Annotated in this window: 14 protein-coding genes; 10 read left to right on the forward strand and 4 right to left on the reverse strand. The window is 72.3% G+C overall.

Annotated features, from left to right (window positions below; genetic code table 11):
- The first annotated feature begins 11 nt into the window (after positions 1–11).
- Positions 12–1,208 carry an MFS transporter gene (locus P4R38_RS17185; protein ID WP_277193235.1) on the forward strand — a complete coding sequence of 399 codons (1,197 nt, stop codon included), beginning with the start codon at positions 12–14 and terminating at the stop codon, positions 1,206–1,208.
- A 6-nt stretch (positions 1,209–1,214) separates the two neighbouring features.
- Here the strand turns inward: P4R38_RS17185 and P4R38_RS17190 are convergent, their stop codons facing one another.
- Entirely contained in the window at positions 1,215–2,195 is a 981-nt protein-coding gene (locus tag P4R38_RS17190) for a cation diffusion facilitator family transporter (RefSeq protein ID WP_275237325.1), read from the reverse strand.
- A gap of 30 nt (positions 2,196–2,225) precedes the next feature.
- Between P4R38_RS17190 and P4R38_RS17195 the strand changes: the two genes are divergently transcribed.
- The 3 genes from P4R38_RS17195 (at position 2,226) to add (ending at position 4,733) form a co-directional block, all read left to right on the forward strand.
- Positions 2,226–3,014, forward strand: coding sequence for a fructosamine kinase family protein (locus P4R38_RS17195; protein ID WP_277193236.1), 789 nt, complete (start codon positions 2,226–2,228; stop codon positions 3,012–3,014).
- 82 nt (positions 3,015–3,096) lie between these two features.
- A complete protein-coding gene (locus tag P4R38_RS17200) occupies positions 3,097–3,729 on the forward strand; it encodes a class I SAM-dependent methyltransferase (RefSeq protein ID WP_277193237.1) in 633 nt (210 codons plus the stop codon).
- Positions 3,726–4,733: an adenosine deaminase gene (gene add, locus P4R38_RS17205; RefSeq protein ID WP_277193238.1), complete on the forward strand. Its 1,008-nt coding sequence runs from the start codon at positions 3,726–3,728 to the stop codon at positions 4,731–4,733. The genes P4R38_RS17200 and add overlap by 4 nt, the downstream gene beginning before the upstream one ends.
- Here the strand turns inward: add and P4R38_RS17210 are convergent.
- A complete protein-coding gene (locus tag P4R38_RS17210; RefSeq protein WP_277193239.1) occupies positions 4,688–6,718 on the reverse strand; it encodes a sensor histidine kinase in 2,031 nt (676 codons plus the stop codon). The genes add and P4R38_RS17210 overlap by 46 nt on opposite strands.
- Before the next feature lie 224 nt (positions 6,719–6,942).
- Between P4R38_RS17210 and P4R38_RS17215 the strand changes: the two genes are divergently transcribed.
- Positions 6,943–7,776 (forward strand): hypothetical protein, encoded by an 834-nt coding sequence (locus P4R38_RS17215; protein WP_275237330.1) that lies wholly within the window; start codon positions 6,943–6,945, stop codon positions 7,774–7,776.
- 477 nt (positions 7,777–8,253) lie between these two features.
- Positions 8,254–8,544 carry a YciI family protein gene (locus P4R38_RS17220; protein WP_277193240.1) on the forward strand — a complete coding sequence of 97 codons (291 nt, stop codon included), beginning with the start codon at positions 8,254–8,256 and terminating at the stop codon, positions 8,542–8,544.
- Positions 8,545–8,559: 15 nt separating this feature from the next.
- Here the strand turns inward: P4R38_RS17220 and P4R38_RS17225 are convergent, their stop codons facing one another.
- Positions 8,560–9,240 carry a phosphotransferase gene (locus P4R38_RS17225; RefSeq protein ID WP_277193241.1) on the reverse strand — a complete coding sequence of 227 codons (681 nt, stop codon included), beginning with the start codon at positions 9,238–9,240 and terminating at the stop codon, positions 8,560–8,562.
- A gap of 271 nt (positions 9,241–9,511) precedes the next feature.
- Here P4R38_RS17225 and P4R38_RS17230 point away from each other — a divergent pair, with 271 nt between their 5' ends.
- From P4R38_RS17230 to P4R38_RS17240, 3 genes are all read left to right on the forward strand, one after another.
- On the forward strand, positions 9,512–10,714 hold the full coding sequence (locus P4R38_RS17230) for a S53 family peptidase (protein WP_277193242.1): 1,203 nt from the start codon (positions 9,512–9,514) through the stop codon (positions 10,712–10,714).
- 76 nt (positions 10,715–10,790) lie between these two features.
- The gene (locus tag P4R38_RS17235) at positions 10,791–11,756 is read left to right on the forward strand and encodes an alpha/beta fold hydrolase (protein ID WP_277193243.1); all 966 of its coding nucleotides are present in this window, start codon (positions 10,791–10,793) and stop codon (positions 11,754–11,756) included.
- A gap of 86 nt (positions 11,757–11,842) precedes the next feature.
- The gene (locus P4R38_RS17240) at positions 11,843–12,445 is read left to right on the forward strand and encodes a hypothetical protein (protein ID WP_277193244.1); all 603 of its coding nucleotides are present in this window, start codon (positions 11,843–11,845) and stop codon (positions 12,443–12,445) included.
- Between the two features lie 11 nt (positions 12,446–12,456).
- On the opposite strand, the gene P4R38_RS17245 is transcribed toward P4R38_RS17240, so the two are convergent.
- Positions 12,457–13,278 carry a transposase gene (locus P4R38_RS17245; RefSeq protein WP_277193245.1) on the reverse strand — a complete coding sequence of 274 codons (822 nt, stop codon included), beginning with the start codon at positions 13,276–13,278 and terminating at the stop codon, positions 12,457–12,459.
- Between the two features lie 142 nt (positions 13,279–13,420).
- Here P4R38_RS17245 and P4R38_RS17250 point away from each other — a divergent pair, with 142 nt between their 5' ends.
- Positions 13,421–15,088 carry an FAD-binding dehydrogenase gene (locus P4R38_RS17250; protein WP_277193246.1) on the forward strand — a complete coding sequence of 556 codons (1,668 nt, stop codon included), beginning with the start codon at positions 13,421–13,423 and terminating at the stop codon, positions 15,086–15,088.
- Positions 15,089–15,248 lie beyond the last annotated feature (160 nt).

Here is a 15,248-nt window from a genome sequence, read left to right on the forward strand (position 1 = left end):
AAGGAACAGTCATGCCACTCGGTCTCATCGCCCTCGCTCTCGGGGGCTTCGGGATCGGACTCACCGAGTTCGTGATCGCCGGACTGCTGTCGTCGGTCGCCGTCGACCTCGGGGTGTCGGTCCCCGCGGCCGGCTACCTCATCTCGGGGTACGCGCTCGCGGTCGTCGTCGGCGCGCTCGCCCTCACCCCGGTGGTCAACCGGCGGGAGCCCAAGCGCGCGCTGCAGGTGCTGATGGTGCTGTTCACCGTCGGCAACGTCGCCTCCGCGCTCGCGCCCGGGTACGTGGCGCTGCTCGGCGGGCGGGTGCTCGCCGCCCTCGCCCACGGTGCGTTCTTCGGGATCGGTTCGGTGCTCGCGGCCTCGCTCGTCGCGCCGGACAAGAAGGCCGGCGCCATCTCGATCATGTTCGGTGGCCTCACCATGGCGAACGTGCTCGGCGTCCCGCTCGGCACGTTCGTCGGGCAGCAGTGGGGCTGGCGGGCGACCTTCGCCGTCATCGCCGTCGTCGGCGTGATCGCCCTCGCCGGGATCACCGCGCTCGTCCCTGCGACCTCCGCGGCGGCTCCCCGCCCGCAGCAGCTGCGCTCGGAGCTGGCCGCTTTCCGCAACCGCCAGGTCTGGTTCTCCCTCGGCATGACGGTGCTGGTCTTCGGCGGCATGTTCGGTGCGTTCATGTACGTCGAGCCGCTGCTCACTCGCGTCACCGGCTTCGACGAGGGCGCCGTGCCGTGGCTGCTGGTGCTCTTCGGCGTCGGCCTGTTCGCCGGCAACCTGCTCGGCGGCCGCTGGGCGGACCGAGCGCTCACCCGGACGCTGGTCACCTTGAGCCTCGCGCTCGGTGCGGTGCTGGTGGCGTTCGCCCTGCTCGCCGACAGCAAGCCGGCGGCGATCGCCCTGCTCGTCGCGATGGGCTTCTTCGGGTTCGGCACGGTGCCGGGCCTGCAGATGCGGGTGCTCGACCACGCTGCGGACGCCCCGACGATGGCGTCGTCGGCCAACATCGCCGCGTTCAACGTCGGCAACTTCCTCGGCGTCTGGGTGTCCGGTCTCGCCATCTCCGCGGGCCTCGGCTGGGTCTCGCCGCTGTGGGTGGGTGCTGCCTTCGCGTTCGCCGGGCTGGCCGTGCTGGGCCAGGCCGTCCGGTCGCAGCGGGCGGACCGCCGTACGCCGTCGGTCGTCGCCGAGCCTCGGCCCGTCGGCTGCTGACGCGGCTCAGCTCGTCGAGGGGACGAGCGACTCCTCGTGCGGCAGGGAGAGGGAGAGCACGGCCGTCTCGATCAGGTCGTGGCCACGGATCGCCTCCTCGACCTGCTCCAGCCGGACAGCCAGATCGCTCTCTACCGAGTCGCCGGTCAGGTCCACGGACGCGACGACGAAGAGGCGCTCCGGCCCCACGAACTCCAGGTGCAGGTAGGTCACGCGCTCGACCTCGGGGTGGTCCAGCACCGCCTGGAGCACCCGGTTGCGGATCGGGCCGCCGATCGCCTCGCCGACGAGGAAAGCGCGGTTGCGGTCGACCAGGAAGATCGCCACGAGCGCGAGCATCACGCCGACGAGGATCGAGCCGAGCGCGTCCCAGAACGCGTTGCCGGTCACCTGGTGCAGGGCGACGCCGCCACCGGCGAGCAGGAGCCCGAGGAGCGCGGCGGAGTCCTCCAGGAACACCGCCCGCAGCGTGGGGTTCGAGGTGCGGGAGATGAACGTCAGCGGGTGGAGCCCGACCGCCCGCGCTCGTCCACGCGTCTGCCGCAGCGCCTGCAGGAACGAGATGCCCTCCAGGACGAACGCGATGCCGAGCACGATGTAGTTGATGGTGTAGTTCTCGGGCTCGCTCTCGGCGCCCAGCTCCTGGATGCCGTGCACGATCGAGACGCCGGCGCCGGCGGTGAGCAGGCCCACCGCGGCGAACAGCGACCAGACGTACGCCTCCTTGCCGTAGCCGAGGGGACGCCGCTCGTCGCTCGGGCGGTCGGACTTGCGCTCGGCGATGATGAGGAACACCTCGTTGCCGGCGTCGGCCCAGGAGTGCGCCGCCTCGGCCACCATCGAGGCCGAACCCGTGATGATCGCGGCGCCGGTCTTCGCGACGGCGATCAGCAGGTTCGCCACGAACGCGATGATGACGGTGATGATGCTCTCGCCGCCCTCGCGCTCGGGACGGTCGCCCTGCTTGCCGGACGCCACACTGCTCATGACCGCCAACCTATGCGCACAATGGCCCACATGCCCCGACCCGAGGCGTCCGCGTTCGTCAAGACGTCGATGACCGCCCCGGACGGCTACTTCGCCTGGGAGGCCACGGGACTCCGCTGGCTGGCCGCGGTGACGGACGGCGCCCGGGTCGCTCCCGTCCTCGGCGTCGAGCCGAACCGGCTCCTGCTGGAACGTGTTTCGCACGCCGCGCCCTCGCGCACGGCTGCGGAGGCGTTCGGACGCGACCTCGCGCGTACGCACGCGGCGGGCGCACCGGCGTACGGCGTCGGCCCGGACGGGTGGGAGGGCCACGGCTGGCTCGGTCCGGCGACCGACCTCCTGCCGCTGCTGCTGGGCAGCTACGACCGGTGGGGCGAGATGTACGCCGAGCTGCGACTCCTGCCGATCGCGACCGAGGGCGAGCGACGCGGCGCGCTGACCGGCGAGGACGTCCGGGACGTCGAGCGGCTGGCCCAGCGGCTGCGCGACGACGACGGCGACCTCGACACCGGCGAGCCCCCGGCACGGCTGCACGGCGACCTGTGGTCCGGCAACCTGCTGTGGAGCCCCGACGGCGTCGTCCTGGTCGACCCGGCTGCGCACGCCGGTCACCGCGAGACCGACCTGGCGATGCTGCAGATGTTCGGCAGCCCGCAGCTGGCGACGGTCCTCGCGGCGTACGACGAGGCCGCGCCGCTCGCCGACGGCTGGCGGTCCCGCGTCGCGCTGCACCAGACCTACCCGCTGCTGCTGCACGCAGCGGTGTTCGGCGGCACGTACGTGGGGCAGGCGATGGACGCCGTCCGCCGCTACCTGTGAGCGGCGGTCCCGAGCCCGGACGGACGGGCGTGAGTCTGCTGTGCGCTGCCCCGCCGTCGGGGGCGAGTCCTAGGTTGGCGTCGTGACGACAACCGACTGGACCTCGTGGCACGACGCGTACAGCCGGCCCGGCTCCGGGCTCGGCGACCGGCTGGTCGCTGTCCGCGCTCAGATCGACCGCTTCCTCGAGACGACCGCTCCTGCGCCGGTTCGCGTCGTCAGCGCCTGCGCGGGCGACGGGCGCGACCTCCTCGGCGTGCTCGCCGAGCGCGCGGACGCCGCCCGCGTCACCGCCCGGCTGGTCGAGCTCGACGCCGATCTCGTCGCCGCGGCCCGCAGCGCCGCCGCGGCGCTGCCGGCACACGTCGAGGTGGTCCAGGCGGACGCGTCCCGCAGCGATGCGTACGCGGGCGCGGTGCCGGCCGACCTGGTGCTGCTGTGCGGGATCTTCGGCAACATCAGCGACGCCGACGTCCGGGCCACGATCCGGGCGGTCGCACAGCTGTGCGCGCCCCGGGCCGAGGTGGTCTGGACCCGCCACCGCGGCGAGCCGGACCTCACGCCGAGCATCCGGGCGTGGTTCGCGGACGCGGGGTTCGAGGAGATCGGGTTCACCGCGGGCGAGGGAGCCACCTGGTCGGTCGGCGCCCACCGGCTGGTCGCCGAGCCGCAGCGGTTGCAGCGTGACCAGGCCTGGTTCACCTTCGTCCGATGAGCCTCGTCGAGGCCTGGGTCGCCGACCTGCCGAAGGTCGAGCTGCACGTGCACCACATCGGCGCCACCGCACCGCACACCGTGGCCGCCCTGGCCGCGCGCTACCCGGACGCCGGCGTACCGAGCGACCTCGACGCGCTCGAGCGGTTCTTCGCGTTCACCGACTTCGCCCACTTCCTGCGCGTCTACGCGGCGGTCTCCCGGCTGCTGCGGACGCCCGAGGACGTGTACGAGCTGACGATCGGCAACCTGCTCGACCTCGCCCGACAGAACGTCCGGTACGCCGAGGTGACGGTCACCCCGAACGGCCCGCTGGCCTGCGGTGTCCCGCGAGACGGACTGGTCGAGGCCCTCGACGCGGTGCGCGAGCACGCCGCTCGTGAGTACGGCCTGGTGGTGGGCTGGATCCTCGACATCCCGGGCCACCCGGGTCCGCCCGCCGAGGTCGTCATGGACCTGTGCGAGCACGCCCCACCCGAGGGTCTGGTGGCACTCGGCCTCGGTGGGCCGGAGACGCCGCGGCCCCAGTTCGCCGACTACTTCGCGCGCGGTCGTGCCCTCGGGCTGCCGGGCGTACCGCACGCCGGGGAGGCCGCGGGTCCCGCGAGCGTCCGATCCGCGGTCGAAGACCTGCACGCCGTCCGGATCGGGCACGGTATCCGCGCCATGGAGGACCCCCGCGTGGTCGCCCTGCTGCGCGAGCGGGCCGTCCACCTGGAGGTGTGCCCCACCTCCAACGTCCGTACCCGCGTCGTCGACACGCTGGAGGAGCACCCGCTGCCCGCGATGCTCGCCGCCGGCCTCGAGGTGTCGATCAGCTCCGACGACCCGCCGATGTTCGGGACGACCCTCACCGAGGAGCTGCTGGTCGCGGCTCGTCTGGTCGGCGCGAACGAGGTCCCGACGCTGCTGGGCAACGCGATCGACGCCTCCTTCGCGCCGAACGACGTCAAGCGCCGCTACCGGTCCGAGCTCCGGCGCGCTCCCGGTCCTGCGGTGCCGTGAGCGCGGACGTGCACCGCCGGCCCGGGCGCGCTCCGGGACGGCGTCCTGGCCGGCCTGCTCGGACGTTGACGCGCCGCGACGCCGGTCCGCGGCTGCTGCGTCCGCTCCGTGCCCGTGGACGCCGACCTGACGTCGGCGGTCGGGGCGGGCTCGACCAGCAGCGTCGCGGGCAGGAGCACTGAGGCGGTGAGCCCACCGGCGGCGTTGGCGCGCAGCTGAACCCGTACGCCGTGACGCTGCGCGAGCCGTCCGACGACGAACAGTCCCATCCGCTTGGCGGTCGCCGGGTCGACCTGACCACCGGAGGCCATCCGCTCGTTCGCGGCGACCAGGTCCTGGTCGTGCATGCCCAGGCCCTCGTCGACGATCTCGATGAGGACACCGCCGCCCTCGACGGGGGCGCCGCCGACCCGGACCTGGGTCGCCGGCGGGGAGTAGGACAGGGCGTTGTCGACGAGCTCGGTGAGCAGGTGCACCAGGTCGGCGGTCGCGCCCGGCAGGACGCTCCTGCTCGGCATCGCCACCAGCCGGACCCGCTGGAAGTCACGCACCCCGGACTGCGCGGCCCGGATCGTGTCGGCGAGCGTGAGGCTGCGCGCCCCGCCGACCCGAGCGGTCGCGCCGGCCAGGACCAGCAGGCTGTCGCCGTTGCGTCGCATCCGCGTCGCGAGGTGGTCCAGCCGGAAGAGCGCCTGCAGCCGTGCCGGGTCCTGCTCGTCGCGCTCCAGGGAGTCGATCAGCGCCAGCTGCTGGCTCACCATGGAGGTGCTCCGCCGCGAGAGCGTCTCGAACATGTCCCCGACCTGGGCCCGCAGCCGGGCCTGCTCGGTCGCCAGCGTCAGGGCCCGCTCGTGCATGTCGTCCACGGCCCTGGCCAGCTGTCCGGTCTCCTCCCTGGTGAAGACCGGCACCGGCCGCGGCGCCGGCACGGGTTCGCCCGCCCGGATCTGCTCGACCGCGGCCGGCAGACCCTCGTGGGCGATCTGGAGCACACTCCGGCGCATCTCCCGGATGGGGACGACGACCCTGCGGGCGACGATCAGGGCCAGGGCCAGCGAGAGCACCAGCGCGGCCAGGATCAGCGCGCCGTCCCGCAGCGCGTCCGCCCGCGCCGTCGACGCCTGCGCGGACACCTCGGTGATGACCGTGCCGGTGAGGTCGTCGGTCAGGGTGGCGTACGCCGACCGGGACCGGCCCATGCTCGCCCGCCAGTCCTTCGCCGGAGCCGCCGTCATGCCGCGCCGCGCCTCGTTCAGACCTCGCAGCCGACGGGTCCTCGGGTCCTGGCCGGGCAGCTGGCGGCTGATGACGTCGATCGCCGCCGACTCCCGGCCGATGGCGTGGGCGGTGTCCTGGTTCGCCCGGCCCAGGTCGGTCGAGCCCGCGCTCAGGATGATCCACTGCCCGGACACCGCGTCCTGGCCCGAGACCACGCCGGCCAGGGCCCGCAGGGCCGGACCCGTGCTGTCGCCGCGCGGTAGTGCCTCCATCAGGACGATCAGGTGCGTCCCGACGTCCGCCACGCGCGCCTGGAGCCGAGTCGGGGACAGCGTCGCCCGTTCGGACCGCAGGGCGGTGCCCGCGCTCAGCAGGGCGTCGAGCCCGGCGCGCTGGCGACCGGTCAGCTCCGCACGCGACATCGCGTCCCGCAGCGTCCGGTCCGCCTGGGCCAGGCCCGCCACCGTCATCCGGGAGCCGACCGGCGCCGTCGCCAGCTCGCCGACGGCCACCGCGTACGACACGGCCGGGCGCAGGACGGCCACCTGCGAGGCCATCCGCGCGGAGTCGTCCGCGTCCTGCAGCTGCTCGACCACCCGCAGCCCGCCGAACGTGGTCGCCAGCAGCACCGGCAACGCCAGGACGACCACGACCTTGCGCATGAGCGGCCAGTCGCCCAGCGTCATCCGGGACCGACGGCGTGGGTCGTCCGTACGGGTGCGCCCGCTCCTGCGACGGCTCCGCTCACCGGTTCCCGTTTCGACCACCACGACTCCTTCATCCCTGTGCTGCCGCGCCCCGGACCGATCAGTGGCGGACCGCGGCTTCGCGCCGCATGCTGCTGAACACCTGTGGCCGGATCGTCCGACATGTGCGAACGTGCGGTGAACGGAGGGCGAACGATGACTCCGCTGGAGCGAACACCCGTGCCATCAATGACCATTCGACCGAGTGAACCCGGGTCGATCGAGCCAGACAGGATCGGATGCCCATGACCTGGGAGCTTGACTTCCTTGAAGCTGCGGGACGCATCAGGCACGACGTCGCGACTCAGGTCGATGCCTTGATCCGTTCTACTGATGCCGAGAGGGCGACCGAGCTGGTGATACTCATCGAGTCGTCGGTCGCACCGGTGAGCGGTGGACTGGCCGACGATGCAGGCTCGGTCGCGACCGCGGTCGTCGCGGGGTTGGCGCAGATGCACCTGCAGGCAAAGCCTGAGGCGTTGCTCCTGCTGACGCAGATCCTCGGGTCGTCCCTGGGGGAGGATGGCATCGCTTCCGTGGAGGTGCGGGAGGTGATGGAGGCATCGCTCCCGGTCCTCGCCGCGGCCGTCGAGTCCGGATCGGGAGACGACATGGCGCAAGGGGTCGACCTCATCTCCCTCAGTGCGCACACGAGCGAGGCTTCAGCCCAACGGGCGGCCTTCTACCTGTCTCGCCTCTCTCACGCTCCGGATGACCAGATCAGCGCGTCCGCGGAGCGGGAGATGGGCGAGGTGCGTGGGCTCATGGAACGTCGTCAGAAGCCCGACCGGTCGCCGCACGGCCACACCGAGCTCGGTGCTGCACCCGTGGGGCGCGCGATCACGTGCGACCTCACGTGTCTGGTGTGCGGCCCGCAGGGCCTCCTGGTCTTCATGAAGCGGGTGAGAGATGGACTCGTCCTCGTGGAGTGCCAGGAGTGCCTGGCGGCGTACTGGGATCCGGAAGATGTGGGCTCCTCCTTTCGCGGAGAGGACATCGGTCGGCGGGCGGTCCCTGCCCGGCGTGAGGACATCAGTGCTCGGGGCTTGTCGAGGTGGGTCGGTCACGAGCTCGATTGACCGCCGTGACTTCGGCGCAGATCTTGACGTCGCTCAGGAGGTGCTCGACATGCCAGCGTGGGTGGGCGAAAGGAGTGTGTCCGTGATGGCTGCGTCGTGGGTCCGGGTCGTCGTTGAGTACGAGGCGGGGCTCCGGGGCCCGTGGCGCTGTCCGGAGCGGAATGACGGAGACGTGAAGCTTCGGCTCATCCGGTCGGAGGATCAGACAGAGGTGGTCGAGCTGCATCTCGTGTGCCCGTCCTGCGGAGCCGAGACCTACGTCCGGCGCGGGCCGGCTGCGCGGGGCGGGCGTGGTGGCTCGGGGGCCTCCGGGGCCTGACGGTGTTTGGTCTTGTTGGCTATTGACCGAATGCGTTGTGGGTCGCCAACATCCGAAAGCGGCGCGCCGTCCCCCGAGAAGCTCCGCATGAGTTCTGTCGTCCGTCGTCTGGTCAGCCTCGTCGCCGCTGGCGGCGGCGCGTCTCCTACGATCGGCGGATGGCGACGTTCGCAGTCCAGTACACCTACACCGACGACGACGCGGGGCGTGACAAGCACCGCGACGAGCACCGCGCGTACCTCACGAAGCAGGACGGGGTGCTCCTGTCGGGTCCGTTCCTGGACTTCCCTGCCGGCGCCCTGATCGTCGTACGGGCCGACGACGAGGACGCGGCGACCGCGCTGCTGGACGCCGACCCGTTCCACCGCGAGGGCCTGATCGCCGAGCGACTCGTACGCGAGTACCAGCCCGTCCTGGGGTCGCAGTCCACCGGCTTCGTCGAGGACTGACGGCGCCGGTCGTGCTCAGGCGCGCGTGAGAGGACCGAGCAGGGCCGCGGCCTCGGCCAGGCCCTGCTGCTCCAGCCTGGTCAGGTTCGGGTCCGTCGACCGGTAGGCGACCGCGAGGTCGACGTCGGTCAGCGGCCCGATCCGCAGCATCAGCTCGTCGAACAGGTGACGCCCGACCGGTCCGACGTCCACCAGCTCGCCGGAGGCGACCTGCGCGAGGATCAGCGCCGTCAGCGCGCGGTCCAGCCCGGCGGGGCCGCTCGCCGCGTTGCACCAGTCGATGACGACCGGCCCGCCGGGCGCGAGCAGCACGTTCAGCGGGTGCAGGTCCAGGTGCACGACGACGCCGGACTCCGGCGGACGGGCGTCGAGGCGGGAGGGCCCCGGCAACGACCCCGGCGCCGGGATCAGGTGCAGCCGGTCCAGCAGCTCGACCAGGATCGCGGCACACTCCGCGGGGGTCAGGGCACCGACGGCCAGCGCCTCGAACATCGTCGGCCCGTGCACCCGGTCCATGACCAGATCCGGCCCGTCGACCTCGTACACCGTCGGGGCGGGGAAGCCGCGCGCGACGACGTGCCGCATGACCGCCGCCTCGCGGGTGCAGTCCATCGCGGGGTCGCGATATCGGCGCAGGACCTTCCCCGAGCCGATCTCGAAGACGTCCGCGTCCCGTCCGGATGCCAGCAAGCGCATCAGAGCACCGTAGGACGACGGGACGGCTCGCGCGCCGTGAACGGAGCCAGGCGTCGTCCCACCCGGAACGCCGTCGGCCCGTGCTAGCGGCATCCGCCGACGTCGGCCCATGACATCCGTCACGACTCTCGGTCAACACTTCCCAAGTAACAGGTCATTTCTTCGTCGGCCGCCGTGAGATCGGTGGAAACCTCTGGCGCACAACGAGTTTCAGGAGCACGTTACCGCTCACGGCAGATCCCCCTGAACCCCTGCCGTGAGGAGTTCCCCGATGCGCAAGCTCTCCCTCGTCCCAGGTCTCGTCGTCGCCGCCACCGGCGTCCTCGGGCTCGTGAGCCCCGCCGCCACCGCCGCCACCCCGGCCGTCGGCTCCGGCGCTCAGCACCACCGCGTCTGCTCGACCCCGGCAGCCGGTCAGGCCTCCTGCTTCGCGATCCGCGTGCAGGACTCGGCCGGTCACGCCGTCGCCCCCAACGGCAAGCCGGTCACCCCCAGCGCCATCTCCGGCAAGACGCCGACCGACATCCAGAGCGCGTACAAGCTCACCGGGCTGAAGTCCGGGGGACGTACGGTCGCGATCGTCGACGCGTACGGCTACCCCAACGCCGAGCGCGACCTGGGCGTCTACCGCTCCCAGTTCGGCCTGTCCTCGTGCACGAAGGCCAACGGCTGCCTGACCGTCATGAGCCAGACCGGCAGCACCACGAGCCTGCCGCGCACGAACGTCGGCTGGTCGCAGGAGCAGGCGCTCGACCTGGACGCCGTCTCGGCCGCGTGCCCGGACTGCAAGATCCTGCTGGTTCAGGCGAAGTCCGCCTCGTTCGCCGACCTCGGCGCGGCGGTCAACCAGGCCGCCAAGGTCTCCGGTGTCGTCGCCATCTCGAACAGCTACGGCGGCGGTGACGTGGCCGACTCCTCCTACGGCGCGCCGTACAACCACCCCGGCATCGCGGTCACGGCCTCGACCGGTGACAACGGGTACCAGGGCGGCAGCTTCCCGGCCTCCTCGCACTACGTCACCGCGATCGGTGGGACGTCGCTGACCAAGGCGTCGAACACCCGCGGCTGGTCGGAGTCCGCGTGGTCGGGCGCCGGCTCCGGCTGCACCACCCTGAACGCCGCGCCCTCCGGGCAGAGCTCCTCGGTCACCGCCTGCAGCGGCCGCGCCATCGCCGACGTCTCCGCGGTCGCCGACCCGAGCACCGGCCTCGCGGTCTACGCACCCACGAGCAGCTCCAGCTCCTCCTGGGCGCAGTACGGCGGCACCTCGCTGTCCTCGCCGCTGGTCGCCTCGGTCTACGCGCTGTCGGGCAACACCGCCGGCTACGCCAACACCATCCCGTACGCCCACGCGTCCGGCCTGTTCGACGTGACCTCCGGCAGCAACGGCAGCTGCGCCTCGTGGTGCACCGCCAAGACCGGCTGGGACGGCCCGACCGGCCTCGGCACCCCGAACGGCACGTCCGCGTTCTGATCCGCCGATGACCTCGTGGTGTCCCGGTTCTGACCACCGGGGCACCACGAGGGCGCGTCCGGCGTACGGTGCTGGGGTGACCGAGACGCCTCCCGACGTGCTCCCGCCGCAGTGGGTCGACATCGACGGGACCCGGGTCCACTTCGTCCACGCCGACGGTCCGGCCACCGGTCCCACGTTCGTGCTGGTGCACGGGCTCGGCGGCTCGCTCGCCAACTGGGACTCCCTCACCCCCTACCTCCAGCGCCACGGTCAGGTGTACGCCCTCGACCTCGCGGGCTTCGGCCGCACCCGCACCGAGCCCGGCCACGCCACCGTCCGGCGCAACCAGCAGCTGCTGGACGCGTTCCTGCGCCGCGTCGTCGGCCGGCAGGTCGTCCTCGTCGGCAACTCGATGGGCGGCCTGATCGTCGCCGCCCAGGCGGCCCGCTCACCCGGCACCGTCACCGGTGTCGTCCTCGTCGACCCGGCGCTCCCGGTGTCACCGGCCGCGCCGCCCCACCCGCTGGTCACCGTCGCGTTCGGCCTGTACGCCGTCCCGCCCCTCGGTCGCCGCTTCCTCAGCGGTCGCGCCGCCCGGGGGACCCTGGAGCAGCAGGTCAAAGAGGTGTTCACCCTCGTCACGTACGACCTCTCGCGGGTCCCGCGCTGGTTGTTCGACCGGCACGTCGAGGCCGCCCGGCTGTCGGCGGAGGACCCCCACAGCACCGAGGCGTTCCTCGTCGCCGCGCGGTCCATCCTGCTGGCCCTCGGCCGCCGCACCGCGTACAACCGCGAGCTGGGGCGAATCCTCGCGCCAGTGCTGCTGATCCACGGTGACCGCGACAGGCTGGTCAACGTCGGCACCGCACGCTCCGCGGCCGCCCGCTTCCCGGCGTGGACGTACGCCGAGGGGAAGGACCTCGGGCACTGCCCGATGTTCGAGGACCCCGCGTGGGTCGCCGACCACCTGCTCGCCTGGCTCGGCAGCCACCCGCGGATCGCTCGCAAGGCCTCGGCGCAGGGGTCCGACCCCGTGCCGCCGAGCAGCACCAGCTCATGACGATTTTGTCTGGCCGCCCGCTGCGTGCATGGTTGTACGCGGCCTCGGGGATCACGGCCGCCAGGTAACCCTGCCGGGAAGGAACCATGACCGTATCTGCTCGACGCCGACGCCGCCTGCCCGCGTCCGCGCTCGCCGGTGCCGCACTGCTGACGTTCGGCCTCACCGCCTGTGGTGGCGGTGACGACTCCGGGTCGTCCTACACCGCGCTCGCGACCGAGGGTCCGGCCTCCACGTCCTCGACCCTGCCGGCCACCGCGCCGAGCACGACGACGGCGACGCCGACGCCCACGCCGTCCACCACGACGACGACGCCGACGATCACGACGCCGCCGACCAGCACGTCGACGACGCCCACCCCGTCGTTCGACACCAAGCTGGCGAACGCGTGCATCAGCGCCACCGGCAAGATGAACGCCGTGGTGCGCCAGTGGAACTCGGCGACCAAGTCCAAGGACACCAGCGACCTCAACACCGCCGCGAACGCGATGGCGACCACCGCGACCCAGCTGCGTGGCATCGGCCGCAGCGCCGCGGACACCACGTTCGCCAGCCGGGCGAACAACGTCGCGGGCGAGCTGGACGACATGAACAAGGCGCGTGACGACGGCAAGAGCGTCTACACGACGGACTACAACAACGCCGCCGGCGCCCTGCGCACCTACTGCAAGACCAAGATCGGCCAGTAGGGGCGACGCGCTCAGGCGTCCTCGATCTCCTCGACCTCGAGCCGTGCCTTCTCGACCTCGAGCCGCGCCTGGTGGCGGCGCGAGCGCGCCTGCGCGAACGCCTCCTCCGCGACGGCCAGCTTGCGCTCGGCGGCCGTGAGTCGCTGCCGGGCGGCGGCGAGGGCCTTCTCGTCGACCTCGGCGTCGGCCTCGGCCTCCGGCTCGACCTCGGCCGGCTCGGTCGACTTCTCGGTCGCATCACGCGTCCTCGCCGCGCCTTGCGCCGCCCTGGGCTTCGTCTTCCGCGACGCCGGCTGTTCCGGCACGGAACGCAGCGGGGTCGCGACCGCGTCCGTCAGGTCGACCTCCCCGAACCCCGCGTACGACAGCGGGTTGACCAGCCGTCCGCTCGCGACCGCCTGCTCGGCGGCAGGGTCTGCGACGGCGGCGTTCAGGGTCGCGACCACCTGCTCCCGAGCCGCCGCGCTGTCCTTGTACGACGGGTCGGCCTCGGCGCCGAGGGTCGCCGCCCGGGTCGCGAGCTGCGTCACGACCTGGCCGCGCTCCTGACCGAGCGCCTTCATGGCGGCGCCGTCGAGCCTCGACTGGGCATCGCGCAGCCGCGTCGACAGGGCGGTCAGATCGTCCAGACCGCCGTCCGAGCGGGCCAGTACGTTGACCAGCCAGGCGGCGACGTTCGGCCGACGGAGCGCCTTGATCTGCGTGGCGAGCTCGCGGTCGCCGTCGGATCGCGCCTGCTTGACCCGGGCGTCCCGCGTCGCGACGAAGTCGCCCGGCAGCACCGCGTACAGCTCCTCGGCGACGGCGTCCAGGTCCTCGCTGATCTCGACCACCCACCCATTCAACCGCGAGCGACCCACCTCCCCCGCTGATCTCGTCCGGCCGGCATCGCACGCACGGCCGGGTAGACGGATTTCGCGGAGGTGATGGAGGATCTGCGGACGGCGTGGCTACGGACGGGTAAGTTCGGTGGCCATGGACGCGGATGTCATCGTTGTGGGAGCCGGGCTCGCCGGCCTGGTCGCGGCCGCCGAGCTCGTCGCCGCCGGCAAGCAGGTCGTCGTGGTCGACCAGGAGAACGAGTCCGACCTGGGCGGCCAGGCCTGGTGGTCCTTCGGGGGGATCTTCCTCGTCGACACCCCCGAGCAGCGCCGCCTCGGCGTCAAGGACTCCCTCGACCTGGCCTGGCAGGACTGGCAGGGCAGCGCCGGCTGGGACCGGCTGGACGATGAGGACTCCTGGGCGGCCAAGTGGGGACGCGCGTACGTCGAGTGGGCCGCCGGTGAGAAGCGGGAATGGCTGCGGGACAAGGGCATTCGCTTCACGCCCATGGTGGGCTGGGCCGAGCGGGGCGACGGTCGCGCCACCGGCCACGGCAACTCGGTTCCCCGCTTCCACATCGCCTGGGGCACCGGGACGGGCGTGGTCAAGCCGTTCGTCGAGAGCACCCTGGCCGCGGCGCAGCAGGGCCACCTCACCTTCCACCACCGCCACCGGGTGGACGAGCTGATCGTCGAGGGCGGCGCCGTCGTCGGCGTACGCGGCACGGTCCTGGCGCCCGACAGCAGTGAGCGCGGCGCGCCGTCCAACAGGGACCGCGCCGGAGACTTCGAGCTGAGGGCGCAGGCGGTCGTCGTCTCGACCGGCGGCATCGGCGGCAACCACGACCTGGTGCGCGAGTTCTGGCCGGACCGGCTTGGGCAGCCGCCGCGCGAGATGATCACCGGCGTCCCCGCGTACGTCGACGGTCGTGGGATCGGCTTCGCGCAGGACGCGGGCGCCCGGCTGGTCAACCGCGACCGGATGTGGCACTACGTCGAGGGCATCCAGAACTGGGCACCGGTGTGGCCGAAGCACGCGATCCGCATCCTGCCCGGGCCGTCGCCGCTGTGGTTCGACGCGCTCGGCCGCCTGCTGCCGGCGCCGTACCTGCCCGGCTACGACACGCTCGGCACGCTGAAGTACCTGCGCACGACCCCCGACATCGCCGCGTACGACCACTCCTGGTTCATCGTCACGCAGAAGATGATCGAGAAGGAGTTCGCGCTGTCGGGCTCGGAGCAGAACCCCGACATCACCGACCGCGACCTGAAGCTGCTCCTCAAGACGCGTGTCGGCAAGGGTGCGCCCGGACCGGTGGAGGCGTTCAAGCAGCACGGCGCCGACTTCGTGGTCGCCGATCGGATCGGTGAGCTCGTCGAGAAGATGAACGGGCTGACGGAGACGCCGTTGCTGGACGCTGCGGAGGTCGAGCGGCAGATCGTGGCGCGCGACCGCGAGGTGACGAACCCCTACACCAAGGACGCCCAGCTGCAGGGCATCCACAACGCCCGTCGGTACCGCGGCGACAAGCTCGCCCGCGTCGCGTCGCCGCACCGCGTGCTCGACCCGAAGGCCGGGCCGCTCATCGGGGTGAGGCTGCACGTGCTCACCCGCAAGTCGCTCGGCGGCATCCAGACCGACCTGTCCTCGCAGGCCCTCGGCCCGGCCGGCCAGCCGATCCCCGGCCTGTACGCCGCGGGCGAGGCGGCCGGTTTCGGCGGCGGTGGCGTGCACGGGTACAACGCCCTGGAGGGCACGTTCCTGGGTGGCTGCCTGTTCTCCGGCCGCGCCGCCGGCCGCGCCATCGCCCACACCCTCTGACCCGCCCAGCGGAACGCCCGGCTCAACCAGCGGTGGTGCTCCGTCGGTCGAGTAGCCGGAGCGCTAGCGGAGGCGTATCGAGACCAGGTGACCGCGTGCGGGTGGTCTCGATACGGGCCTCACTTCGTTCGCCCTACTCGACCGGCGGGTGCCGCCACCC

The sequence above is a fragment of the Luteipulveratus flavus genome, assembly GCF_029439465.1.
Classification (GTDB): domain Bacteria; phylum Actinomycetota; class Actinomycetes; order Actinomycetales; family Dermatophilaceae; genus Luteipulveratus; species Luteipulveratus flavus.

Bases quoted from the DNA above. Each gene is read 5' to 3' on its own strand.
- P4R38_RS17185 (WP_277193235.1), top strand. From the start codon at position 12: ATGCCACTCGGTCTCATCGCCCTCGCTCTCGGGGGCTTCGGGATCGGA.
- P4R38_RS17190 (WP_275237325.1), bottom strand. From the start codon at position 2,195: ATGAGCAGTGTGGCGTCCGGCAAGCAGGGCGACCGTCCCGAGCGCGAG.
- P4R38_RS17195 (WP_277193236.1), top strand. From the start codon at position 2,226: ATGCCCCGACCCGAGGCGTCCGCGTTCGTCAAGACGTCGATGACCGCC.
- add (WP_277193238.1), top strand. From the start codon at position 3,726: ATGAGCCTCGTCGAGGCCTGGGTCGCCGACCTGCCGAAGGTCGAGCTG.
- P4R38_RS17215 (WP_275237330.1), top strand. From the start codon at position 6,943: ATGACCTGGGAGCTTGACTTCCTTGAAGCTGCGGGACGCATCAGGCAC.
- P4R38_RS17220 (WP_277193240.1), top strand. From the start codon at position 8,254: ATGGCGACGTTCGCAGTCCAGTACACCTACACCGACGACGACGCGGGG.
- P4R38_RS17225 (WP_277193241.1), bottom strand. From the start codon at position 9,240: ATGCGCTTGCTGGCATCCGGACGGGACGCGGACGTCTTCGAGATCGGC.
- P4R38_RS17230 (WP_277193242.1), top strand. From the start codon at position 9,512: ATGCGCAAGCTCTCCCTCGTCCCAGGTCTCGTCGTCGCCGCCACCGGC.
- P4R38_RS17240 (WP_277193244.1), top strand. From the start codon at position 11,843: ATGACCGTATCTGCTCGACGCCGACGCCGCCTGCCCGCGTCCGCGCTC.
- P4R38_RS17250 (WP_277193246.1), top strand. From the start codon at position 13,421: ATGGACGCGGATGTCATCGTTGTGGGAGCCGGGCTCGCCGGCCTGGTC.